General features: G+C 71.5%; 15 protein-coding genes and 1 pseudogene. 10 read left to right on the forward strand and 6 right to left on the reverse strand.

The features are described 5' to 3' along the window. Positions 1-6: 6 nt before the first annotated feature. Positions 7-1296 (reverse strand): hypothetical protein, encoded by a 1290-nt coding sequence (locus OG842_RS05335; RefSeq protein ID WP_266727875.1) that lies wholly within the window; start codon positions 1294-1296, stop codon positions 7-9. A 73-nt stretch (positions 1297-1369) separates the two neighbouring features. Further along, a complete protein-coding gene (locus tag OG842_RS05340; protein WP_266727876.1) occupies positions 1370-4771 on the reverse strand; it encodes an outer membrane protein assembly factor BamB family protein in 3402 nt (1133 codons plus the stop codon). 499 nt (positions 4772-5270) lie between these two features. Here OG842_RS05340 and OG842_RS05345 point away from each other — a divergent pair. Further along, a pseudogene (locus OG842_RS05345) lies at positions 5271-9040 on the forward strand (S8 family serine peptidase). 167 nt (positions 9041-9207) lie between these two features. Here OG842_RS05345 and OG842_RS05350 read toward each other — a convergent pair. Both OG842_RS05350 and OG842_RS05355 read right to left on the reverse strand, forming a co-directional pair. Beyond that, positions 9208-10449, reverse strand: a complete 1242-nt coding sequence (locus tag OG842_RS05350) for an MBL fold metallo-hydrolase (RefSeq protein ID WP_266727877.1) — start codon at positions 10447-10449, stop codon at positions 9208-9210. Between the two features lie 99 nt (positions 10450-10548). Further along, entirely contained in the window at positions 10549-10989 is a 441-nt protein-coding gene (locus tag OG842_RS05355) for a PPOX class F420-dependent oxidoreductase (RefSeq protein ID WP_266727878.1), read from the reverse strand. Between the two features lie 148 nt (positions 10990-11137). On the opposite strand from OG842_RS05355, the gene OG842_RS05360 reads away from it, so the two are divergent. The 3 genes from OG842_RS05360 (at position 11138) to OG842_RS05370 (ending at position 16300) form a co-directional block, all read left to right on the forward strand. After that, positions 11138-11701 carry a carboxymuconolactone decarboxylase family protein gene (locus tag OG842_RS05360; RefSeq protein WP_266727880.1) on the forward strand — a complete coding sequence of 188 codons (564 nt, stop codon included), beginning with the start codon at positions 11138-11140 and terminating at the stop codon, positions 11699-11701. 153 nt (positions 11702-11854) lie between these two features. Further along, entirely contained in the window at positions 11855-15583 is a 3729-nt protein-coding gene (locus tag OG842_RS05365) for a S8 family serine peptidase (RefSeq protein WP_266727882.1), read from the forward strand. Positions 15584-15709: 126 nt separating this feature from the next. Continuing rightward, positions 15710-16300, forward strand: a complete 591-nt coding sequence (locus OG842_RS05370) for a TetR/AcrR family transcriptional regulator (protein WP_266727884.1) — start codon at positions 15710-15712, stop codon at positions 16298-16300. A gap of 77 nt (positions 16301-16377) precedes the next feature. Here the strand turns inward: OG842_RS05370 and OG842_RS05375 are convergent, their stop codons facing one another. Beyond that, positions 16378-17379 (reverse strand): DUF6745 domain-containing protein, encoded by a 1002-nt coding sequence (locus tag OG842_RS05375; RefSeq protein WP_266727886.1) that lies wholly within the window; start codon positions 17377-17379, stop codon positions 16378-16380. A gap of 132 nt (positions 17380-17511) precedes the next feature. Beyond that, entirely contained in the window at positions 17512-17838 is a 327-nt protein-coding gene (locus OG842_RS05380) for a hypothetical protein (protein WP_266727887.1), read from the reverse strand. A 191-nt stretch (positions 17839-18029) separates the two neighbouring features. Here OG842_RS05380 and OG842_RS05385 point away from each other — a divergent pair, with 191 nt between their 5' ends. From OG842_RS05385 to OG842_RS05410, 6 genes are read left to right on the forward strand one after another with little or no spacing between them, the layout of a single operon-like run. Next, a complete protein-coding gene (locus tag OG842_RS05385; protein WP_266727889.1) occupies positions 18030-18986 on the forward strand; it encodes an STM4015 family protein in 957 nt (318 codons plus the stop codon). 6 nt (positions 18987-18992) lie between these two features. Next, complete coding sequence (locus tag OG842_RS05390) at positions 18993-19964, forward strand: STM4015 family protein (RefSeq protein WP_266727891.1); 972 nt, start codon at positions 18993-18995, stop codon at positions 19962-19964. Then, positions 19945-21099 carry an STM4014 family protein gene (locus OG842_RS05395; protein ID WP_266727893.1) on the forward strand — a complete coding sequence of 385 codons (1155 nt, stop codon included), beginning with the start codon at positions 19945-19947 and terminating at the stop codon, positions 21097-21099. Before OG842_RS05390 ends, OG842_RS05395 begins: the two co-directional genes overlap by 20 nt. Before the next feature lie 58 nt (positions 21100-21157). Then, positions 21158-21973 carry an STM4013/SEN3800 family hydrolase gene (locus OG842_RS05400; RefSeq protein ID WP_266727895.1) on the forward strand — a complete coding sequence of 272 codons (816 nt, stop codon included), beginning with the start codon at positions 21158-21160 and terminating at the stop codon, positions 21971-21973. Next, positions 21970-23334, forward strand: a complete 1365-nt coding sequence (locus OG842_RS05405; protein WP_266727897.1) for an STM4012 family radical SAM protein — start codon at positions 21970-21972, stop codon at positions 23332-23334. The genes OG842_RS05400 and OG842_RS05405 overlap by 4 nt, the downstream gene beginning before the upstream one ends. 8 nt (positions 23335-23342) lie before the next feature. Next, a complete protein-coding gene (locus tag OG842_RS05410) occupies positions 23343-24221 on the forward strand; it encodes an STM4011 family radical SAM protein (RefSeq protein ID WP_266727899.1) in 879 nt (292 codons plus the stop codon). Positions 24222-24236 lie beyond the last annotated feature (15 nt).

Consider the following 24236-nt stretch of genomic DNA (forward strand, 5'->3'; position numbering starts at 1 on the left):
CCCGGATCACGATGCGAGGACTTCTCCGGTGGCGACGGCCGCTGCCACGGTGCCGCCGATGACGACGGCCCAGGCAGCGACGAACGGGACGCGGGCGCTCCAGGCGCGCAGCGCGGACGAGGCCGCCGCGCGGGCCAGGAACACGTCGCGGCCGCGTAGTACCGCAAGGCCGACGCCGGTCAGGGTCAGCGCCATGCCGGCCCCGAACGCCACCACCATCGCGACGGCCGCGCCGACCCGGCCCGTCAGCAGTCCGCCGAGGAGCACGAGGAATGCCGACGGGGAGGGGAGCAGGCCGCCGGACGTGCCGAGCAGCAGGATGCCGCGCCAGGTGAGCAAGGACGTGGACGTCGGGATGTGGTGGCTGTGATCGTGGTGGTGATCACGGCCGTGCCCGTGGTGGTGACCATGGCTGTGGCCGTGCTTCCGGTTGATCAGGTGACGCCGGAGCAGGCCGACGCCCACGGCGACCACTACCAGGGCCGCGATCAACTGCAGCCAGTTCGTCACCGCGGCGACGTCAGGCGCGTGTTGGGCGGCGAGCCACCAGCCCAGGGCGAGTGCGGTGACCGATGCCGTGTGCATGACTGCCACGATGGCGCCGAGCCACAGTGCGTCCCGTGCGCTGCCCCGGCCGCCTACGAGGTACCCGGCCACGAGTGACTTCCCGTGACCGGGAGCACAGGCGTGGAAGGCGCCCACCGCCGCCGAGACGAGAAGGGCCAGTGGCAGTACGGCTCCGTGGTCGAGCAGTGCCGCAAGGTCTGTGGTCCACACGGTCGTCGTCGCCGCGGACGCGGTGGCGGAGCTGTCGGCTCCGCCGAGGGTCAGGGTATGGGTGGGGGCGCTCGCCGTGTGCAGGCCGCCGCCGCCCTTCTCCGTCACCGAGATGGTGCGGTAGGCGCGGTTGACGTCGGTCAGCACGGTGATGGTGAGGTCGACCGTGTCCACGGGTTCGGGGCAGCGGTAGCGCACCACGGCGCCCCTGCTCGCAAGCTGCAGGGTGTCCGCCTTCCCCGGTCGGCACTCACGTCCGTCCTGGCGCACGGTGATGTGCGAGCCGAGATAGGCCGCCTCGTCCCCCTCGGCCGCCTGATGCAGGACGTCCAGGTCGTTCTGCTGGGCGGACCAGGTGATCTCGACGCTACGGCCGTCGGCCCTGACCTGGGCGACCGGCGGTGTGCCGAAGGGGTGTGCCTCGGCCGCGCCTGCTGCGCCGAGCAGTGTCAGTGCGGCGGCCAGGCCGATCAGCAGGAAACGGGCGGCGTGGGCGCGTGTGGTGCGGAGGGTCTGCACTGTGATGGTCCCGTCGGGAGTGGAGCGCCGCGAGTCGCCTCCCCTGGCGGGGAGGCGACTCGCGGACGGTGGATCAGTGCTCGCGCGGGTGGCGGGCGGCCAGGGCGTGGAGCGTGCCGTCGTCGGTGAGAGCGAAGACGTAGTCACCGCTGACGGAGAGCGCCGAGGCCACGCCGGCGCCCAGGTTGTACTCGGTCAGCAGCTTGCCGGTGGTGCGTTCCAGGACGACCAGGCGGCCGTCGCGGGTACCCGCGTACACCAGGTCCTTGGTGACCAGAGCGTGCGCGGTGGGCGATCCGGGGCCCTCGGTGCACCCCTTGGCGACGTTCCACTTGTCGTCCAGCGGACTCCTGCCGGGCTGGTAGCCGACCTCGGTCTCCCAGATCGGCTCGGCCGGGTCGGCCGCGCCGGTGTCGTAGGCGCGGATGACGCCGTCACGGCCGGCGACGTAGGCGGTGCTGCCCCAGATCGCGGGGCTGGTCAGCGGGGGCGGGCCGGGCTCGCACGCGCTGCCGCCGCCCAGCGGGGCCTGCCACAGCACCTCACCGGTGCTGAGTTCGTGCCCGCGGACGCCGCTGTTCGTCATCGTCACCAGCTGCGGGGTGCCCGTGGCCGGGTCGGTCAGGGCCGGGGAGGAGTGACTGGCGATGTCGCCGTTGGTGTCCTTCGCCCACAGCTGGCGGCATCCGACGAGGTCCATGGCGACCACCGTGTTGCTGGATCCGCTGTGCAGGTAGGCGATGTCGGAGCCGGGCTGCCGGACAGCCGTGCTGTGGAACTGGCCCCAGCTCGCCGCTCCCCCGAAGCCGCCCAGCAGGTCGCCGGTCCTGGCGTCACGGCACTCGATCCTGTCCCAGTTCTGGTGGACGGCGACCGTGCGCGGTTCGGCCTTCAGGTCGAAGACGGTGACCGGGCCACCGGCCCGGCCGTACCGGCGCACGGTCTCGCCGTGCTGCTGTTCGTCCTCGATCTTCTGCCAGACGACATGGCCGTCCTCGGCGTCCAGGGCGTAGATCCGGCCGACGGCGGTCGTCATGTAGACCTTGCCGTCGTGGTAGGCCGGTACCGACTCGGCGTCACCGTCCAGATAGGTGCGCCAGATCTCGCGGCCGGACTCGATGTCGTAGGCCAGCATCATGTGGTGCGGCGAGTCGAACGCCCTGGAGGAGACGATCACCTTGCCGTCCACGACGACCGAACCGTTGAGGTTGAACTGCTCGCCGGTGTTGGCCGCCCACTGCAGGTCGAGCTCGGTGCCGGGGTTGTCGCCGCTGTCGGAGCGGCCCGCCTCGTCGCGGCCCTGACGCAGCCAGTCCTGGCCGGTCCTCGGCGCGGCGATCTTGCCTTCGGGCTTCACCGTGAAGGTGTTGGTGATGGTGGGCCATGCCTTGCCGCGAGTGTCGACCGCGGTCATCGCGGCCGTGTAGGTGCCCGGCTTCATCCCGGGGAGGCTGCCGCCGGCCCGGGTCCAGGAGGTCCGGGCAGCCGGGCAGGGCTCGGTGGCACCACCGGGGGCCTTGTAGCAGTTCTCGACACCGGTCCTGCGGGCCTTGGCGCCGAACCCCATCCGGTCCTTGTGCCAGCGGATGTGGCCGCGGGAGTCGCGAATGGTCAGCGAGGCCGTGGCAGGGGCGCGCCCGGCGTCCTCGGCGTACAGCTCGATCGGGATTCCGGCGCTGTTGCCGTGCACACTGCCCTGGGCGGGACTGACCAGCGCGACCGCGTCGTGGACGTCGAACTGGCGGTGGGTGCCCATGACATAGCCGGTGTCCTCGTTCCGCCCTGTCCTCGGGTCGTCGTAGATGGCCTTGAAGTCGAGGATCTTGAAGTCCGGGTGGGAACCGTCGATGCCGTAGGTGCCCTGGTTGTTGACCTCGACCGAGCGGTCGAAAGCACCACGGCGGTACTCGGCCTGCTGGTTGTGGCCCGCGGCGAAGAGCCGCACATCGTACTTGGACAGCTCGTCGACAGTAGGCTGCATGCCGGCGCCGGGTCCCCACACGGTGAACAGGGACCGGTGTGCGAAGACGAGCACCTGCTTGCCGGCCGCGTGGCGCCTGAGGTCCTCGCGCAACCACTCCAGCTGCGGCTTCAGGCCGCTGGAGTCGTAGTTGTCCTCGAGGACGACGATGTGCCGGCCGTTGCGGTCGAAGCTGTACCACTCGGGACCGAGGTTGCGGCGGTAGTACTCCAGGCTGCCGCCGTAGCCCTGCGAGGTGGCGGTGCCGCCGACGTCGTGGTTGCCGACGACGGGGTAGAAGGGCATGCCGAGCCCGCCGTCGGCCAGGCCCTTGCGCAGGATGTCGTAGCCGGCCTGGCGGCGCGGCTCGTCCGCGTAGTCGGTCACGGTGTTGTCACCGGTCGCGATGGCCATGGTGGCGCCGTCGACCTCGGACATCGTCTCGACCTGCCCCGTCCACTGCGGCAGGGTGGAACGCGCTGCGCCGTCCGAGGTGTTGGACACCTCGATGTCGGAGTTCATCACCCACTTCTCGCGGGGGTCGGCAGCGTTCTCGTCCGGCACGAGGGCGAAGTCGATGCCGGAGCCGCCGTCCTCCGGAACCCTGTGGAAGAACTGCGGGACGTAGTCGTCACGCAGTGCCGGGGTGTAGCCGTTCGGAGAGACGACGCTGACGAGGTCGGTCTCCCGGCGGGTCGGGTCCATCTGCAGGCTGTACGAGCCGTCGGGGCCGGTCGTCGTCCAGACGGAGCCGTCCGTGACATCGACCCCGGACATCGGAGTCTCGCCCGCGTCGTGCCGGCCGTTGCCGTTGGTGTCCTTGAAGACCGTGCCAGTGACCGTGTTCGCTGTCGCCGCCGGCGCCTGCGCGAGCGGCGCGGCTGTTGCCACCTGAGGGGCCAGGCAGGACAGCGCCACCACGCCGATGGTGGCCAGCTTCACCGGCTTGCGGTTGACTCCGGCCCCGGCGGCCGGTCGGGCGGGCCGGAGTCGTCCGGTGCGGATCTGCCACACCGCGAGCAGCAGCGCGACGGCCAGCGCGACGCCGAGTGACACCGCCGCCCACGGGAAGGCAGGGAGCGCGTGGGCGCCCGTCGCGTCGACGACGGGGGTCTGTGCGTTGGCATTGGCCGTGGTGCCGTCGAACTCGGCGACGACCTGGGTCAGCCCGCCGTCCTTCAGCATCGCGCTCAGGTCGAGCTTGTCGACGTGGCAGTTCCACGCGAGCTCGACCACGACCCCGCCGGGGACGCCGCCCGAGTCCCCGGCGACGCCGGAGCCGGTGGCGGGGCAACCGGAGGCGCTCAGCAGATTCGAGGCCCAGGCGCCCGCATTCTGCGGTGACGCCACGTCACGGTGGATGATCAGACGCCCGCTCGTGACGTCGTTCTTGGTGGAGATGACGAGTTCGCCGTGCTGCGGCGACACATGCGCCGCAGCGGGTTGCGCACAGATGCCCAGGACGAGGTAAAGCAGCGCAAGGCCTAGACCAGCTGCTTTGCTTAGGAATCTCATGGTCCAGGAGGCTAGTTCGGCCGGACAGCTTGCCAATCGGGAAAGAGCGATCTTCATCGAAGGACCCACGGAAATTCATGCGAGGGCGCACGGGCCCCATGGCGGCGCTGCCCGGCATCGGGAACACGGGCTCGACCACGCCCAGCGCAAGAGCCTGTGCGTGCCGCCCGGTGGCGGCCGCTCCGTGAAGTGGTCCCACGACCGCCACCGGCCGGGTGCGGCCACCTTCCGCGTCCACAACTCCACCAACAGGCCGCCCATCGGGCGGAACTCCCGCATTCCACCGGCCCGCCCGCCAAGTACATTGGCCTGTAAGGCACTTGTGCCGCCCATCCGGTTCGCGATCCACGTGCGGCCACGCATCGCAACGAGTGCTGGCGGCAAGCCGACATGAGCCCTCCCCGCCAAGATCTGCCCTGGACCGGGCGACACCGACCAACCACACTCTTCGCAGCACTCGGGAATCACCCCCTCCCGAGTCCGATGAAGAGAGGGATCCATGACAAGAGTTCCCCCGAAACGCAGAGCCGGGCTGCTGTCGGCCGGGCTCGCACTCATCCTGCTGCCGGCCGGCATGGCAGGGCAGGCAGCCGCAGCCGGACCGGACGGCGGCAGCCACGCAGCTGCGCACACCAGCGCCGAAGCCGCACGTCTCACGGCCACCGCCCACGCCACCCACACCGTCACTCTCGTCACCGGCGACAAGGTCACCGTCACCGACCTCGGCCGGGGCAGCAGTACGGTCAGCGTGGACCGCCCGAAGGACGCCAGCGGAGCCGTCCGCACCGAGACGGCGAAGCGAACGGCCACGTCACCGTCATCCCTGACGAGGCGCTGCCGTACCTGCGCGCCGGCACCCTCGACGCCCGGCTCTTCGACGTGACCGAGCTGATACGCCAGGGCTTCGCCGACGGAGACGAAGGCGCGGCGGACGGGCTGCCGTTGATCGTCACCTACGGCAGGAACGCGCGGACGGCTCCGAGTGTGCCGCAGGGCGCCGAGAAGGTGCGGTCCCTGCCCAGCCTCGACGGGGCTGCGGTCCGCGCCGGCCAGGAGCGCGAATTCTGGCGGTCCGTGGCCCCGCACGCCACCACGTCAGGTGCACGCAAAGCGACTTCGGACGAGGGGCGCTTCGCCGACGGCATCGAGAAGGTCTGGCTCGACGGGCGCGTCAAGGGCGACATGGCCGAGTCCAACGCGCAGATCGGCACGCCGCAGGCCTGGGAGTCCGGACTCACCGGCAAGGGCGTGACGGTCGCCGTGCTGGACACCGGCGTCGACGCCGGGCACCCGGATCTCGCGGGACGCGTCTCCCAGTCGAAGAGCTTCATCGAGGGGCAGCAGGTCGCCGACCGCAACGGACACGGCACCCATGTCACCTCCACCGTCGGCGGTACCGGCGCCGCGTCGGACGGCAAGGAGAAGGGTGTCGCGCCCGACGCCACCCTCGCCGTCGGCAAGGTCCTCACCGACCAGGGTTTCGGCAGCGAGTCGCAGATCATCGCCGGGATGGAGTGGGCCGCGCAGGACGTGCACGCCAAGGTCGTCTCGATGAGCCTCGGCTCATCGGAGGGCAGCGACGGCACCGACCCGATGGCGCAGGCCGTGAACACGCTCTCCAAGGAGACCGGCGCCCTCTTCGTCATCGCCGCCGGGAACGCCGGCGCTCCCGGCACGATCGGCTCGCCCGGCGCCGCCGACTCCGCGCTCACCGTGGGCGCCGTCGACTCCGCGGACCGGGCCGCGTCCTTCACCAGCAAGGGCCCTCGCACCGGCGACAACGCCCTCAAGCCCGACGTGTCCGCGCCCGGCGTGAGCATCCTCGCCGCCCGCTCCCAGCTGATCAGCGGCAGCGGCTACTACACCACGCTGAGCGGTACGTCGATGGCGACGCCGCATGTCGCGGGCGTCGCCGCGCTGCTCGCACAGAAGCACCCCGACTGGACCGGTGCGCAGCTCAAGGACGCGCTGATGTCGACCTCGAAGCAGCTCGGCGCGTCCGCGTACGCACTGGGTGCGGGCCGGGTCTCCGTGCCCGCCGCGATCGACGCGCGGATCACCGCGACCGGAAGCGCCGACCTGGGCTTCCACAGCTGGCCCTACGCGGACGACAAGCCGGTGACCAGGACGCTCACCTACTCCAACTCCTCGGACCAGCCGGTCGAGCTGAGCCTGGCGGCGCAGGGCGCTCCCGACGGCGTCGTTTCGCTCGCCGACACGTCGCTGACCGTGCCCGCGCACGGCACCGCGTCCACCACGGTGACCGGTGACGGCGCGAAGGCCACTGTCGGCAACACCAGCGGACAGATCGTGGCGAGCGCCGGCGGTGCCCCCGTCGCGCACACCGCCTTCGGCCTGGTGAAGGAGGAGGAGCGCTACACGCTCACCATCAACGTCAAGGACCGCGACGGCGCCCCGACCGCCGCATACGTCGCGCTGCAGCAACTCGTCGAGGGCAGCGACCCGTTGCCGGCGCATGTCGGCGACTCCGGCACCCTGAAGCTGCGGCTGAAGCCGGGCGCGTACAGCCTGGCTTCCTACCTCGACGTGCGCGGCAGCCACGGCGCCGACTCGCTCGGCCTCGGCTTCCTCGCCGCTCCCCAGATCGCCCTCGACCAGGACCGCGAGGTCACCTTGGACGGGCGGCAGCTGAAGGAGATCAGCGCCAAGGTCGACCGGCGCACCGAGACCCGGCAGCTGGTCATGGAGTACAGCCGCAAGGCGAACGGCGCCGACCTGCTCGGCGCGGTCCAGGTGCCGCTGACCTACGACAGCATCTTCGCCGCCCCCACCGACAAGGTCACCGACGGCACCTTCGAGTACCGCACGGTCTGGCGGCTCGGCAAGCCGCTCCTGGAGGTCGAGGCGGGCGGCAGGCCGCTGGACGGTGCCACCGTCCAGGCCGGCAGCACCGTCACCGACAGCCGCAGCACTGTGCCCGTCGTCGACGCGGGCAGCGGGGCACCGGCCGACTACACCGGCAAGGACGTGCGCGGCAAGGCCGTCGTCGTCCGCGCCACCGGCGCGATCTCGCCGGTCGAGCTGGCTCAGGCGGCCCAGGACGCGGGTGCCAGGACCCTGTTCGTCACGGACGACAAGCCGGGCCGGCTGATGAACTGGTTCGGCAACGCCGACCGCACCGACCGGTCGATGCTCATCGCCACGGTCAACGCCGCGGACGGCGCCCGGCTGATGGCCGCGGCCAAGTCCGGCAAGCGCGTCAAGCTCACGAGCACCCGCAACACGCCCTACGTCTACGACCTGTCCGACGGCCACCCCGGCGCCATCCCGGACCACCTGGCGTACACCCCGAAGAAGAGCGAACTCGCCCGTCTGGACGACAAGTTCCACGCGGTGAAGCCCACCCGGGGCGGTGAGTTCCGCTACTCCATCACCGACACCTTCCGTATCGGCGTCGGCTTCCTGGAGCGCATCGACTACCCGGCCGAGCGCACCGCCTACGTCTCCACCGGCCCCGGCCAGAAGTGGCACGAGTCCGTGATCACCGTGCCCCTCGGCATCGAGGAGCGCAGCGGACTGGTCCCCTACCGGGGCAGCACCCGCAGTGAGGTCGACTGGTTCAAGCCGGTCTGGCACCCCTGGCTCGGCACCGGGCTCGGCTGGGGCCAGCAGCGGGCCGGGAACGACCTCCAGTTCAACACCCCCGGCTGGGGCGACTCCGGCCCCGACCACACCGGTTTCGGCGACGTGTGGAACGACACGTCCGTCAAGCAGACCACCGAGGTCTACGTCGACGGGGCGCGCGTCGACCGGCGCACCGGCTCGGCCGGGTACGCATGGAATGCCGATCCGGCCGAGCACACCTACAAGGTCGTCACCGACACCGCGCTCGACCCCGAGCGCTGGAAGCTGTCCACGAAGGGCCACTCCGAGTGGACCTTCAAGTCCGCCGCGACGCCCGCCGACAAGTGGACGGTGCTTCCGCTGCTCAACCTCGGCTTCGATGTCGACACCGACCTCGCGGGCAACATCCGCGCCGGGCAGCGCCTGCCCGTCGGGATCTACTCCGAGTACGTCAAGGGCGCACCGGATACCGGGCCCATCGGCGACGGCACCCTCCAGGTGTCGTACGACGACGGCCGGACCTGGACGTCCGTGGGCCTGGACCGCGACGGGCACAAGGCCTCCTGGCGCGGCACCCTGAAGGTGCCCGCCGACGCGCAGTTCGTCTCGCTGCGCGCGTCCGCCGGCGACGACCGGGGCGGCCAGGTCACCCAGGAGATCATCCGGGCGGTCGGCGTGAAGTGACGCGCTCCGGCCACCGGGCCATGGGGTGAGCCGTACGCGGCGCTGCCCCGAATGACAGGACGGCGCCGTCTCCCCTGTACCGGGAGACGGCGCCGCTCGTCGATTCGGCCTCCGCCGGCTCGGCGGACGACTGCGTCATCGCGTTCTGGCTCTCGTCCTGCCCCGGGTCACCGCTCACCCGCGAGATCGAGATCGCGTTCGTCCTGACCCCGGGAAACGCCCGTTGTCCCACCGCGGCGCCAGGGGTGCCGGAGCGGAGCGGCCACCGACCGCCACCAGGGATCGAGGGGAAGCGTTCCCGCGGGCTCGAAGGGTTCGCCGGGCCGGGGGACGGCGATCGGCTGCCCCGCCCCGGCGGCGGCGTCCATCGTCCACTCGCCCGGTTCGGCCCAGGCGTGGAAGGCCAGGCTGAACGTTCCCCAGTGGATCGGCAGCAGCACGCCGTGGGGCTTGCGTCCTTGCAGGTCGAGGTGGGCTTCCACGCCCTCGGCAGGCGTCATGTGGATGTCCGGCCACGCTCCGGGGAGCGGTGTGGTGTCGGTGTGGTTCTCGGGCCAGTACTGGGAGTACGCACCGATCTGGATCATCGTCGCGTCGAACGGGCCGTGCTCGGCGCCGATGTCCTTGAAACCGGGGAAATAGCCGGTGTCGCCGCTGTGGTAGATCCGGTGCTCGGGGCCGGTGACGACCCAGGACGCCCAGAGCGTGTGCTGCTGGTTGCGCAGCCCTCGGCCACAGAAATGGCGCGCCGGGGTGGCGGTCAGCCTGATCCCTGCGATGTTCGTGGTCTCGTTCCAGTCCAGTTCGCGCATCCGGTCGGTGGACACGCCCCACCGCTCCAGGTGGGCTCCGACGCCCAGCGGGACGGCGAACACCGTGTCCGTGCCGGCGAGGGCCCGGATCGTCGGAAGGTCGAGGTGGTCGTAGTGGTCGTGCGAGATCACCACCGCGTCCACCGGCCCGAGCGCGGCGAGCGGCAGCGGGACGGGGTGCAGCCGCTTGGGCCCGGCGAAGGCGAAGGGGGAACAGCGCTCGCCCCAGACCGGGTCGAAGAGCACCCGTCGGCCGTCGATCTCGGCGAGCACACTGGAATGGCCCATCCAGGTGAGCCGCAACCCTGTGGCGGGCGGCTCGGCGAGGTCAGCGTAGGTGGTGGCGTGGACGGGCACGGTGCCGGCCGGTGCCCTGCGTGCCCGCTCCTCCTTGCGGAAGTAGACCTTGGCGAACTCCAGGGCCGATCCGGACGGCCTGGTCCGCGCCCCCACCGGGTTCTGGAAGACCCCGTCGGCGAAGTTGGGCGAGCGGCGGATGCGCTCCATGCGGGCACCGTCCGGGTCCGCGCCGAATGCGGCGGGGCGCAGCGAGCGCAGCCGGGTGCGGAGCGGAGGCAAGGGGTCGGCGCCGGTCACAGCATCTCCTGGGGGAGTCGGTGTCGTCTCATTATGGGCGGGGGGTACGACGGTGCGAGAGCGGAGATTCCGGGGGAACGCCGGCCGGACCGGGCCGCGTCAGCCACGCGGCTGCCCGTACACGTGCTCGATGCGCAGCCGCAGCACGATGCGCCGGTCCCGGACCATGGCACTGCGGTAGTCGTCCCAGTCGGGGTGTTCGCCCTGGACGTCGCGGTATAGCGCGACGAGCTCCTCCACCGTCGCGTCGTGCGGATCGGCGGCGACCGGGGACAGCTCGGCAGTGGCGTCCGCGACCGTCCATGCCCAGCGGTCGGCGCTGGTGACGTGGTAGCTCGCCCGGGGGTCGCGGCGCAGGTTCCTCGTCTTCGCCCGGTCGTCGGTGATCGAGACGCGGACGATCCGCTCCTGGGGGTAGTAGAAGTGGTTGACATTGGACAGCTGGGGCCTGCCGTCCCGCTTGAGTGTCACGAGCACTCCGCCGCTCTCCTCGGCGAACAGCCCGAGCAGCGCTTCCTGCTTTGCGTCGAATCCCGTCATGCCGGGTCCAACGTGCGTACCCGCCGCAGGATTCCGCATTCGCCCGGACAGCGATGTCACATCCGGGTACCCCTCGTCCGTCTCATCGGTGCAATCGGCCCCGTGGCAACGCCCCGGGGCACCGGAGCCGTACCGAAGGAGACCGGCCATGACCGTCCGAATCCCGCTCGACCCGCCCCGTAGCCTGCTGTTCCGCGCCGTGTCGTGGTACTCGAACCGGACGTACGGCAAGGTCATCGATCCGCTTCGGGCCGCCGCCCATCACACCGGGGTGCTGTGGGCCACTGCCCGGTTCGAGCTGTCGGCGGGCCGCTGGAAGAAGCTGGACGCGCAGCTCAAGGCGCTGGCCGTGATGGCGTCGGCGGCCACCATCGGCTGCAGCTGGTGCATGGACTTCGGCTACTGGGAGAACCACCGCCACGGCATGGACCCGCGCAAGCTGCGCGATGTGCCGGTGTGGCGGGAGAGCGAGGTGTACACCCCGCTGGAGCGTGACGTCATGGAGTACGCGGAGGCGATGAGCGTCACTCCGCCGGAGGTCGGCGACGAGCTGGCGCAGCGGCTGCGGGCCGCGCTCGGCGATGCGGCGTTCGTGGAGCTCACGACGATGGTCGCGGTGGAGAACATGCGCTCCCGGACGAATTCCGCTCTCGGCCTGACCAGTCAGGGCTTCAAGGACCGGTGCGAGGTGGAACGCCCCGCGAACCGCTGACCCGGCCGGTACTTCCGTCCGGGTTCCCCCGGCCCGTGCGGCGGGTAGCTGCCATGGCAGCTACCCGCCATCGCGCACCCGGCTCCGTTCCGCCATGTTCCTGACACTCTCACCTCGCCACCCCCTGAGAACCCACGAGTTCACGAGGTGAGAATGAGACGGACCAGATGGATGGCGGTCTGCGCCACCGCGCTAGCCGCCGCCCTTGCCGGTGGAACACTGCCCGCCACCGCCGACAGCACCCCCGCCTTCGCCGACCCGTCCACATCCCCGGCCATGGCCGGCCGGGGCAGCACCGTCACCCTGCTGACCGGCGACGTGGTGACGTACTCCGGCCACGGCAACGGCGTACAGATCAGCTCGATCGTGCCCGGCGCGGGGCGTGAGGGCATGGGCTTCACCCGCTTCCGTGCGGGCGGCCACGAGTACGCCGTCCCGATCGACGCCGTCGGCCAGATCTCCCGCGGCCGGGTGGACCAGCGGCTGTTCGACGTGACCGAGCTCGCCGCCTCGGGCTACGCGGATGCCGATACGGACTCGCTGCGCATCCTCGTCGGCGGTGCCACGGAGGCTTCGCGGAGCCCCGGTGCCCCGAAGGGGGCACGGGTCGCCGCGGCCTTCCCGACCGCCCGGACCACCGCGCTCGACGTGCCCAAGAAGTCGGCCGGGACCGTCTGGGAACAGCTCGGCACGGCGTCGCGGGCCCGCGCCCGGGGCATCGGGAAGGTGTGGCTCGACGGCCGGGTGCGGGCCACGCTCGACAAGTCCGTCCCGCAGATCGGCGCCGACCGGGCGCACCGGGCCGGAATCACCGGGAAGGGCACGAGGGTCGCCGTTCTCGACACCGGTTACGACCGGAATCATCCCGATCTGAAGAGCGCCGTCGTCGCCTCGCAGGACTTCACCGGCGACGGCGACGTCCAGGACATGCAGGGCCACGGCACTCATGTGTCCTCGATCATCGCCGGTTCCGGGGCCGCCTCCGCGGGCCGTTACGCGGGGGTCGCACCGGGCGCGGAACTCGTCGAGGGGAAGGTGCTCGACAACGACGGCTACGGCTACGACTCCTGGATCCTGGCCGGCATGCAGTGGGCCGTGGACCAGGGCGCCAAGGTCGTCAACATGAGCCTCGGCAAGACCGTGGGGTCCGACGGCACCGACCCGTTGTCCGCCGCCGTCGACAAGCTCTCCGCCGAGCACGGCACGCTCTTCGTCATCGCCGCCGGCAACAGCGGCGACCACACCATCAGCGCGCCCGGCGCCGCCGACGCCGCGCTGACCGTGGGATCGGTCACCAAGTCCGGCGCGATGTCGCCGTTCTCCTCACGCGGGCCGCGCGAGGGCCGGCCCGCCGTCAAGCCGGAGATCTCGGGCCCCGGCAGCGACATCGTCGCCGCCCGCGCCGCGGGCACCCTGGACGACGCCGCCGTCACCGAGCAGTACGCCTCGCTCTCCGGTACGTCGATGGCGAGCCCCCATGTGGCGGGCGCCGCCGCCCTGCTGGCGCAGCGCCACCCCGACTGGTCCGGTGCCCGGCTGAAGGCGGCACTGGTCGGCAGTGCAGCACGGGTGGACGGTGCGACCGTCTCCGACACCGGTTCGGGCCTGGCCGACGTGCCGGCCGCGCTGGCCACCGCGGTACTCGCCGAACCCGCCACGCTGGCCGCCGACGCCACGTACCCGAACTCCTCCGCCGAACCCCAGAATCGCGAGCTGACCTGGACGAACACCACCGACAAGCCGGTACGGCTCACGCTCTTCGCGGGGCAGGGCTCTGCGGTGCGGGTCGACGCGCGGACACTGACCGTGCCCGCGCGTTCCTCGGCGGTCTCGAAGGTCACCCTCGAACCCTCCGAGGTCGAGGCGGGGACGACGTACGACGGTGCCGTCACCGCGACCTGGGCCGGGCACGGACGGGCTACCGTGCCCGTCTCCATCCAGGCCGACCCGGAGACGTGCACCCTCACCCTGACCGGCCCCGCGCCGCGTGCGGGCAGCGAGGCCACCTCGACGGGTGTGGTCCTGCAGAACGAGCGGACCGGCGCGTCCCAGCTGATCGGGCTGACCGGAACCACGCCGAGGAAGGTGACGCTGCCGCGCGGCAGCTACCGGGCCCTCGGACACACCTGGGAGTACGACACGGTGGACGGCACCGTCGTCGGCAACACCGCGATCCACTTCGCCCGGCGGGTGGCGGTGGACGGGGACACCTCGCTCGCACTGGACACCGGGGGCGCGCGGCCGGTGCGGATCGGGGTGGACGACGGATCCGCCCGGATCGCCCTCCAGTCGGCGACCGGCATCGCCTCGCGGATCGACACCGGCTCCGGCACCGGGGACAGCGGGCTCGTCGCGCCGAGCTCCGCCGGTCAGTACCGCGTCGAGGCCGTGCCCAGCACCGGCGGGGCACTGGACGGGCTCACCTTCTTCGGCGGACTGAGCTGGCAGCAGCGGGAGGTCGACGCGCACGAGCCCGGCTCCTCCCCGCAGGCCCTGAAGCTGCTGCTGTCGCAGTACAGCATCTACAGCTGGCTGGGCACGGCGACCGGCGAGGTCGTCGACATCGGCACCGGGGCGGACACCGACCCGGCGGCGATGGACCTCAAGGGCAGGATCGTGCTGTGGACACCGGCGACCAGCAACACCTCGTTCAACAACGGGCTCTACCGGAAGCTGACCGACGCCGGTACGGCCGCCATCCTGTACGTCGGCTACGGGCTCTCCGTCTACCGGCCCACTCCGGTGCTCCGGCTGGACGAGTCCGGTGTGCCCGCGCTGCGGGACCGGCTGGCCCAGGGGCCGCTGATGCTGACCCTGAACGGCGTCAGCACCGGGGCGGACGCCTACTATCTGCACCACTCGGTCGACGGCCGGGTCCCGGCCGGAGCAGACTGGTTCGACCGGCGGTCCGCACTGGCCGAGGTACGCACCACGCAGCGCACCCACGGCTACCCGTCCGACCCCAAGGACATGTACGCCTGGACGACCTGGCACGGGCTGACGCTCTACCAGCAGGCGACCCGCTACCGGCCGCCGTCGGAGCAGACGCTCCACTTCTCCCCCGGCGTGGCGTGGACGACGGCGACCTTCCACTACCAGTACGACGTCCGCGACCAGGTCTATCCGCTGGGCACGCTGGTCGGCGCACCCACGGTGTACCGCGCGGGCGGTGACTACCGGGACGACTGGATGTCCGCCCCCTTCAACCCGGCACTCGGTGAACGGGCCGGTGCCGCCCAGGTCGTCAGGGAGGGCGACAAACTGAAGGTGGCCCTGCCTGCGTTCTCCGACGCGGCCGGGCACCGGGCCGAGACGGCACCGGGCGCGGACAGCGGGAGCACGGTCCTCGCGGACGACAGCGGAAAAGTGCTGGCCCGCAATGCCGCACCGGGACGCGCCACGTTCGACCTGCCGCGCGAGAAGGACTGGTACCGGCTGACCGTCGATGCCACCCGTACGTCGCCGGACCCGGTGACGTGGATGCTCGGGACCAGGGTCACCAGCGAATGGCGGCTGCGCTCCGGGTACGAGAAGTCGGCCGCCCCGGCCCGGCTGCTGGACCTCGACTACCAGCTCCCGCTCACCGGCGAGAACGCGGCCGACCCCGGAAAGCCGCTCGACTACACGGTCGGTCTCACCGCGCAGGGCGACCCGAAGGCGCTGCCCATCGCCTCGTTGAAGGTCTGGTACGCCACGGACGGCACCGACTGGAAGCCGGCCACGGCGGCCCGTGGCTCCGACGGCCGCTGGAAGGTCACCGTGCCGGCGCTCGGGACCGCCAAGGTCGATCTGAGATCCACCGTCACGGACGCCTCGGGTGCCTCGCTGACGGAGACGCTGATCGACGCGTACAACTCCGGCTGCGCCGACATCTGGTGCTGACGGCGCGGGCCGGCGCCGGGGGCGCCGGTTGAGGAAGGGGGGCGGGGGCGTGGACGGCTCCGCCCCCGCGCTTCCCGCGCCTGGCATATTCGCTAGGGTGACGCCGTGGCGAGAGTGCGGTTGAGCGTGGCGGAGCGACGTGAGGAGCTGCTGCGCGCTGCCATCGAACAGATCGAGGTCCGGGGCGTCTCGGCGGTCCGGATCGCCGATGTGGCCGCCGTGCTCGGAGTGAGCAACGCGCTCGTGCTCTATCACTTCTCGACCAAGGAGAAACTGGTCGCGGCGGCTTTCGCGCATGCCGCCGAGGCCGACCTCGCCCAGCTGCGCAAGGTGCTGGGCCGCCGCACCAGTGCGGTGCGGCGGCTGCGCGCCGCCGTCCGCTGGTACGCGCCGACGGGGCAGGCCAAGGGGTGGCGGCTGTGGATCGAGGGCTGGGCCGCCTCGCTGCGCGACCCGGCGCTGCGCAATGTGGCCGGCGACCTCGACCAGCAGTGGAAGGCCGAACTGGCGGAGGTCATCGAAGAGGGTGCCGCCGCCGGTGAGTTCCACTGCGACGACCCGATGTCCGCGGCCTGGCGGCTGACCGCCCTGCTGGACGGCCTGGCCGTCCAGACGACTTCGTACGCGGGCCCGCTCTCCAGGGCCACGATGCTGGCCTGGACCGACGAGGCACTCGCCCGCGAACTCGGCATCGACCACGAGGCACTGACGGCCTGAGCCCGCCCGCCCCGTCGGCGCTCCGGGCAGCAGTCCGGGCCGTGGTCGGGCCGCGCGGTCCGGGCGGCCGGCGGTGGTCAGGTCTGGCGCACCGGTGCGTACGCCTCGCCCTGAAGTCCGAACGTCCACGCCACACCGTCCTTCGCGGTCCTCGTACTCGGCGGCACCCGAAGCCAGTAGACGCGGTGCGTGCCGTCCGGCTCCGGGGTGGAATTGACCACCTCGACCATCACCACGTCCTCGTCGCCGTCCATCGCGATGCGCCAGAGCACGCCCGTCTCGTCGCGGTGCACCGGCTCGGCGCCGGATTCGGTGAGGTAGCGGTCGTATCCGTAGAACTCCAGCATCACGCGTCGCAGTTCCGCGTTCTCCTCCTCACGTATCCGCTTCGGGGTGAGGGAATTCAGCTCTTCCAGGAACTCGGCGGGCACGGGCATGCCGCGCCAGGCGTGGAGGGCGAAGCCGTCACGGAAGGCGAGCGCCGGGCCGTCCCCGCGGTCGAGCCGGCCCGCCTCGTCCCGGTGCAGCACCTCAGGCCGCTCGCTGATCACCACTGCGCGCTCGTAGGGCCACCACCAGCCCGCGTGCCTGGCCACCTCGGCCAGACCGTCGAGCCGGTCGCCCCGGCCGTCGAAAGCGGCGAGCCAGGCCGCGTCGTGCTGGCCGAGGACCGCGTCGAGCAGCACCAGCCGGACGTCGGACTCGTCCTCGGGGCGCTGGGCGAGATCCGCGACCACACCGGCCCTGATCCGCTCGGCGAGCGCCGCGGTGGTCTCCCAGAGCTGCGCGCCCGTGGCGGACCACAGCGCGGACCAGCCCGCCGGACCCAGTTCGTCATACATCCGGCGGCGCTCCTGCGCCCAGGGCCGGGTCCGTATCTCGTCGCGCACCGAGCGCCCGGCGTCGACGAGCTTCTCGACGGCCTCCACCGCGGCCCTGGGCGAATCGACCCAGACGATCCGCTCCGGCTCGGCGAGTCCGGCGCTGCGGTAGGCGAGCCGCAGCCCGTCCTCGGCCGCGGACCGGTCGGCCGCGCCGGTCGCCGCTGCCACGGCCCGCCATGAGTCCACGTACTGCATCGGTCTTCCCCGTCCCCTGTGTTCTGCGATCGGTGTTCTGTGTGTTGTGTGCTGCGTTTTGTGTGCTGTGTTGTGCGTGACGCGCTGCGCGTCGTGCGACGCGAGGTCTCCGGGCCCCTTGCCCGGAGGCCGTCAGTCCGCGACGACGCGGAACGCGCCCGGTGTGTACTCCCGCTGGCGCACCACGCGGTACCAGCCCTTCGACAGCGGGATCACCGCGTGCTCCTCGTGCACCACCCGTCCGCCCTCGGGGAGATGGAGCAGCATCGGCCCGAACACCCCCGCCTCGCGCATCAGCCGGCCCGGCCCCTGGACCGCGTGGGCATGGCCGGTGACCTCGCCCAGCGCGAGGACCATGCGTCCCTTGCCGTCCCTCGGCTCACCCGGCGCGTCCACGAGATGCGCGGGCACCGCCGACTCGTCCAACGACACGATCAGTACATCGCCCTGCCGGTACACAGACGTCTCCCCTCGATGGCCGCACCCGCTGTGCCGGCCACGAAGAAAACGCTACGGGGAGGGTCTGACAATCGACCGGCACCGGCCCGAACCGGCGGACCGTCGCGGCGGTCCCGGTCGCGCCGTTGTCAGTGCGGCTTGATAAACCTTGTGGACATCAGCCCGTCCCCCAGTACCAGGAGCTCAGGGTCATGTCCGGTGTGGACCATCTGCACGAGTTGCTCGGCCTTCCCACTGTCGACTTCCAGTACACGACGGGTGAGGCGCCCGTGCAGGCCGCCGATGCGGCAGCCTGGCGCATCTCGGTCGATCCGTACGAAGACGAATCCGAGACGACCTGGGAGGAGGCCTTCCAGGCGTTCCTGAAGGCGGTCGACCCGGCCGGGGTGCGGGCCCTGATCGTCGGTCAGTGGGGCGAGTCGTACGAGGAGGACTCGTCCTACCCGATCGATCTGATCATCGCCGCCGCCGACCGGCTGACCTCGCTGGAGGCCGTCTTCGTCGGCGACATGATCTCGGAGGAGAACGAGATCTCCTGGATCGAGCAGACGGATGTCACGGCGCTGCTGAAGGCCTTCCCCGGAATGCTGGAACTGGGTGTGCGCGGCGGCACCGGCCTGGAATTCTCCGCCACGAAGCACGAGCGGCTGCGTTCGCTGACCATCGAGACCGGCGGTCTGCCGGTCGGGGTGATCCGGGGCATTCTGGAGAGCGAGTTGCCCGCGCTGGAGCGGCTCGACCTCTGGCTCGGTGTCTCCGCGTACGGGGGCGACGCCGATGTGGCCGACCTGGCCCCGCTGCTCTCCGGCACCCGCTTCCCCCGGCTCACCCATCTCGGTCTGCGCAACAGCGAGCTGCAGAACGAGATCGCGGCGGCCGTGGCCTCCGCCCCCGTCATCGCCCAGCTGCGTGTCCTCGATCTGTCCAACGGCACCATGGGCGACGAGGGCGCGGCGGCGCTGCTGGACGGCCAGCCACTGACCCATCTCGAACAGCTCGATCTGCACCACCACTTCATGACCGAGCCGATGGAGCGCCGGATCGTGCAGGCGCTGGAGCCGCACGGTGTGCGGGTCGATGTGTCGGAGCGCGAGAAGCCCTGGGGCGACCGCGGCATCGAGGGCCGCTACACCTCGGCCTCGGAGTGACGTGCGATGACTGACATCGAACACCCCGAATCGTTCCACGGCCTGCCCGTCCACACCCTTCCCGGGCCCGGCCGGGCCACCGATGCCCCGCTCCCGGACGCCGGTTCGGTCGCGTGGCGGCTGGAGAGCGCCTGGCAGGGCGATCTGACGTTCGGCCCGCTGTGGCAGCACTTCCTCGACACGGTAGACACGACACAGGTGCGGGCCCTGGTGATCGGCGCCTGGTGGCAGGAGGAGTACGAGCCGTTCGCCCCGGTCGTCGATCTGCTGGTCGCGCACGCCGACCGTTTTCCCGCCCTGCGGGCGCTGTTCCTCGCCGATGTCGTCAGCGAGGAATGCGAATTGTCGTGGCTGGAGATGTGCGACATCACCCCGGTGGTCGAGGCGTTCGGGGAGCTGGAGGAGCTGACGGTGCGCGGCTCCGGCGAAGAGGTCGGCGACCGGCCGGTGATCGGGCTGCGGCCGGTGCGGCACAGGTCGCTCAAGTCACTGCGGTTCGAGTCCGGTGGGCTCCCGTCCGACGTCGTGCGCGCGATCGGCGCCTGCGAACTTCCCGCGCTGGAACGGCTCGAACTCTGGCTCGGCGTCACCGAGTACGGCGGGGACGCCACGGTCGAGGACCTCGCTCCGCTGCTCTCGGGTGCGACGTTCCCCGCCCTGCGCCATCTGGGGCTGCAGAACAGTGAGATCCAGGACGAAATCGCGGCCGCCGTGGCCTCCGCTCCGGTGGTCGCCCAGCTGGAATCGCTCTCGCTGTCGATGGGGACCCTGGGCGACGAGGGCGCCGAGGCGCTGCTCTCGGGTCAGCCGATCACCCATCTGAAGTCGCTGGATCTGCACCACCACTACATGAGCGACGCGATGGTGGAACGCCTGCGGAACCTGCTCGGAACCGAGCGGGTGAACGGCGAGATCGACGATGTCGAGTACTGGGATCCGGAAGAGGACGTCGACCGCTATGTCGCCGTCAGCGAGTAGTACGGCGGGCCGGGCGCCGCGCTTCGCCGTCGTGGGTGTGCCCGGCAATCGCCGGGTCACGTTCTTCCAGGACGCCGTGCGCGCCGCCGGGCTGCCGGCGGCGCGCGTCGTGCCCTGGTCGGCGGTCCTGCGCGGCGAAGCCGCCTTCCTGCCCGGCGAGACCGTACGGCTGGACTCGCCGGGTGAGGACGCCGAGGTGGAACGGCTTCTGCGGAGCGTCGACGATCCGACCAGGGTCGAGGGATCCGCCCTCTGGTACGGCCGGTTCACCGAGGCCGTACGGACGGTGACGCGGGCGGCGTCCGCTGCCGGTGCCGAACTGCTCGACGACCCCGGTGATGTCGCGGTCCTCTTCGACAAGCGGCTCTGCCATGGGGTACTGGACGGGGCCGGGGTGCCGGTCCCGGCGTCACCGACCTCGGGGGCCGCGGCACCCGAGGTGCGGGACTGGGCGGACGTACGCGAGCGGATGGCGGACCGCGGCATGTCCAGGGTCTTCGTGAAGCTCGCGCACGGCTCGTCCGCCTCGGGGGTCCTGGCCGTGGAGACGGCCGGGCCGGGCCGCATCAGGGCCACCACCTCGGTGGAGCGCGACGCATCCGGCCGGCTCTTCAACTCCCTGCGGGTACGCCGCATCACGACGGAGCCGGAGATCGCGGCGGTCGTCGACGCGCTCGCACCCGACGGGCTGCACATCGAGCGCTGGCTGCCCAAGGCCACCCGGCACGGCCGGGCGACGGACCTTCGGGTCGTGGTGGTGGACGGCCGGGCCACCCACGCCGTGGTGCGCACCAGCCACTCCCCCATGACCAATCTTCATCTCGGCGGCGAGCGTGGAGATCTCGACGCCGTCCGCGCGGCCGTCGAGGCGGCGGGCGGCAGTTGGAGCAAGGCCCTGGCCGTGTGCGAACGGGCCGCGGCGTGCTTCCCGGACACCCTGTGCGTGGGAGTCGATCTGCTGCCCGCGACCGGCTGGCGGCGCTTCGCCGTCGGCGAGGTCAACGCCTTCGGCGATCTGCTGCCGCGCCTGACCGGGCTCCCCGGCAGCGGCGCCGAGGGACTGGACACGTACGCGGCGCAGGTCGCCGCCGTACAGAACAGAGCAAGGAACCACCGTGCAACCGCCACCGCCTGACACCACCCCTGACACCGCTCCCGCGGACGCCCTGAACCCGGACACGAATGAACCGGACATGAGCGGGATCGTGGGCAGCCACGATCTGCTGCTCGTCACCCTCGACACACTGCGCCACGACGTGGCGGTGGAGCTCGCCGCCGAAGGACGCATTCCGCATCTGGCGCGTCATCTGCCGGGCGGTGTCTGGGAGAAGCGGCATGCGCCGGGAAGCTTCACCTACGCCTCCCACCAGGCGATCTTCGCGGGATTCCTGCCGACGCCGGCCGGCCCCGGACCGCACCCCCGGCTGTTCGCGGCGCGTTTCGCGGGCAGTGAGTCCACCGCCTCCGGCACCTTCGTCTACGACACGCCGGATCTGCTCTCCGGCCTCGCCGAGGTGGGCTACCGCACGGTGTGCATCGGCGGTGTCGGCTTCTTCAACCGGCAGCCGCCGCTCGGTTCCGTACTGCCGGACATGTTCCAGGAGAGCCACTGGGAGCCGGAGTTCGGCGTGGCGTCCCCCACCTCCTTCGAGGCCCAGGTGACCCGTGCCGAGAAGGTCGTCGCCGGACTCCCGGCGGAGCAGCGGCTGTTCCTCTTCGTCAATGTGTCCGCTCTGCACCAGCCCAACTGGTTCCACCGACCGGGGGCCACCCGCGAGGCGGGCGACTCCCGCGCCACCCACGCCGCCGCCCTGGAGTACGTCGACGCCCACATCGGCAGGCTCTTCGCCGCCGCGAGCAGTCGCCGCCGCTGCTTCGCCATCGTCTGCTCGGATCACGGCACGGCGTACGGGGACGATGGATACACCGGGCACCGGCTCGGTCACGAGTCCGTCTGGACCGTTCCGTACGCGCACTTCTTCCTGGAACCGGGGGCCACCGCACCATGAGCCGCACCACGACCGCCGCACCGGCCGTCCGGCCGTACCAGAGCTATGTGTACGCCTACCCGCACAAGACCGCATACCGGCCGCTCGCCGACCGGCCGGGGCTGCGCGAGCTGTGGGCGGCCGAGCGCAAGGACGCGCTCTCGCTCTACCTGCACATCCCGTTCTGCGAGGTCCGCTGCGGCTTCTGCAATCTGTTCACCCGGATCGGTGCCCCCGGCGAGCTGACGACCCGGTACCTCGACGCGCTGGACCGGCAGGCCGCCGCGGTCCGGGACGCGCTGGGCGACGACGGTCCGGTGCGGTTCGCCGCGGCGGCGTTCGGCGGGGGTACGCCCACGTTCCTGACCGCGGCGGAGCTGGAGCGGCTCTGCGACATCGCGGAGAAACGGATGGGCGCCGACCTGCGGTCCGTTCCGCTCTCGGTCGAGACGTCGCCGTCGACCGCGACGGCCGACCGGCTGGGCGTCCTCGCCGACCGCGGGACGACCAGGATCAGCATCGGGGTGCAGAGCTTCGTCGAGGCCGAGGCGCGGGCCGCCGTGCGCCCGCAGCGCCGTGCCGATGTGGAGGCGGCGCTGGACCGGATACGTGAAGCCCGCATCCCGGTCCTCAACATCGACCTGATCTACGGCATCGACGGGCAGACCGAGGAGAGCTGGCGCACCTCGCTGGACGCGGCGCTCGGCTGGCGGCCGGAGGAGCTGTACCTCTATCCGCTGTACGTGCGCCCCCTGACCGGACTGGGCCGGCTCGGTGCCGACAGCGAGGCCGCGGCGGACGCGGCCTGGGACGAGCTGCGGCTGCGGCTGTACCGCGCGGGCCGGGACCACGTCCTGGCCCATGGCTACGAGCAGGTGTCGATGCGGATGTTCCGACGCGCCGACGCCCCGCGGACGGACGGGCCCGACGACTACGCCTGCCAGACCGACGGCATGATCGGCCTGGGGTGCGGCGCCCGTTCGTACACCACGAAGCTGCACTACTCCTTCGACTACGCGGTGGAGATGCGGGAGGTGCGGGCGATCATCGACGGCTACACCGCCGCCGAGGACTTCTCGCACGCGGAGGTCGGACGGTACGTCGACGGCGACGAGGCACGCCGGCGCCACCTGCTTCAGTCGGTGCTCCAGGCCGAGGGGCTGCCACTGGCCGACTACCGGGAGCGGTTCGGCACCTCACCGGCCGACGACTTCCCGCTCGAGCTGGCCCGGTTCGAGGCGCGCGGCTGGCTCGACGCGTCGGCCGTGGCGTCCGGACGGCTGCGGCTCTCCCCCGAGGGCCTGGCCCACTCCGACGCACTGGGCCCGGAACTCTTCTCCCCCGAGGTGCGCGCCGCGATGGCCGCGTACGAACTGAAGTGAGCGCGTCGATGGACCTGACGATCCTCTACCGCGGGCCGCTCTCCTCGTGCGACTACGACTGTCCGTACTGCCCGTTCGCCAAGCGGCGCGACAGCCGGGAGCAGCTGCGCGCCGACCGGGCCGCACTGGAGCGGTTCACGGCGTGGGCCGCGGCGCAGACCGGTGACCGGATCTCGGTCCTGTTCACGCCGTGGGGCGAGGGCCTGGTCCGCTCCTGGTACCGCCGTGCCCTGGTCGAGCTGGCGCAGCTGCCGCACATTCGCCGGGTCGCGATCCAGACCAACATCAGCAGCCGTACGGGGTGGCTGGCCGAGGCCGGTGGGGCGGGCCGCGAGAAGATCGCGCTGTGGTGCACGTACCACCCGGGGCAGACGCCGCACGAGCGGTTCCTCGACAAATGCCGGGAGCTGACCGCGCTCGGCATCCGCCACAGCGTCGGTGTGGTCGGGCTCGACGACCACCTCGACGAGGCGCGACGGCTGCGCGCAGAGCTGCCGGACGAGGTCTATCTCTGGGTGAACGCCGCGGAGGGGCACACGTACACGGACGAGGAGGCGGACCGCTGGACGGCCATCGACCCGCTCTTCCCGTACAGCCGGCATCCGCACCGGTCGGCCGGGCTGCCCTGCCGGACCGGTGAGTCGGTCATCTCGGTGGACGGTGACGGCACCGTGCGCCGCTGTCATTTCGTACCGGCGGAGCTGGGCAATCTCTACGACGGGAGCTACCGGCGGGCGCTCGGTCCGCGGGCCTGTCCGCTGGCGGTCTGCGACTGCCACATCGGGTACGTGCACCTGGAGACGCTTCCGCTGTACGACGTCTTCGCGGGCGGTGTGCTGGAGCGGATCCCGGCGGCTGTGGTGCCGTCGCTCGCCGGACCCGCCTGAGGCTCAGGCGGGTCC

The organism is Streptomyces sp. NBC_00376, assembly GCF_036077095.1.
In the GTDB taxonomy this organism is placed as follows: domain Bacteria; phylum Actinomycetota; class Actinomycetes; order Streptomycetales; family Streptomycetaceae; genus Streptomyces.

Bases quoted from the DNA above. Each gene is read 5' to 3' on its own strand.
- OG842_RS05355 (WP_266727878.1), bottom strand. From the start codon at position 10,989: ATGACGGGATTCGACGCAAAGCAGGAAGCGCTGCTCGGGCTGTTCGCC.
- OG842_RS05385 (WP_266727889.1), top strand. From the start codon at position 18,030: ATGTCCGGTGTGGACCATCTGCACGAGTTGCTCGGCCTTCCCACTGTC.
- OG842_RS05395 (WP_266727893.1), top strand. From the start codon at position 19,945: ATGTCGCCGTCAGCGAGTAGTACGGCGGGCCGGGCGCCGCGCTTCGCC.
- OG842_RS05360 (WP_266727880.1), top strand. From the start codon at position 11,138: ATGACCGTCCGAATCCCGCTCGACCCGCCCCGTAGCCTGCTGTTCCGC.
- OG842_RS05365 (WP_266727882.1), top strand. From the start codon at position 11,855: ATGAGACGGACCAGATGGATGGCGGTCTGCGCCACCGCGCTAGCCGCC.
- OG842_RS05375 (WP_266727886.1), bottom strand. From the start codon at position 17,379: ATGCAGTACGTGGACTCATGGCGGGCCGTGGCAGCGGCGACCGGCGCG.
- OG842_RS05390 (WP_266727891.1), top strand. From the start codon at position 18,993: ATGACTGACATCGAACACCCCGAATCGTTCCACGGCCTGCCCGTCCAC.
- OG842_RS05340 (WP_266727876.1), bottom strand. From the start codon at position 4,771: ATGAGATTCCTAAGCAAAGCAGCTGGTCTAGGCCTTGCGCTGCTTTAC.
- OG842_RS05410 (WP_266727899.1), top strand. From the start codon at position 23,343: ATGGACCTGACGATCCTCTACCGCGGGCCGCTCTCCTCGTGCGACTAC.
- OG842_RS05400 (WP_266727895.1), top strand. From the start codon at position 21,158: ATGAGCGGGATCGTGGGCAGCCACGATCTGCTGCTCGTCACCCTCGAC.
- OG842_RS05405 (WP_266727897.1), top strand. From the start codon at position 21,970: ATGAGCCGCACCACGACCGCCGCACCGGCCGTCCGGCCGTACCAGAGC.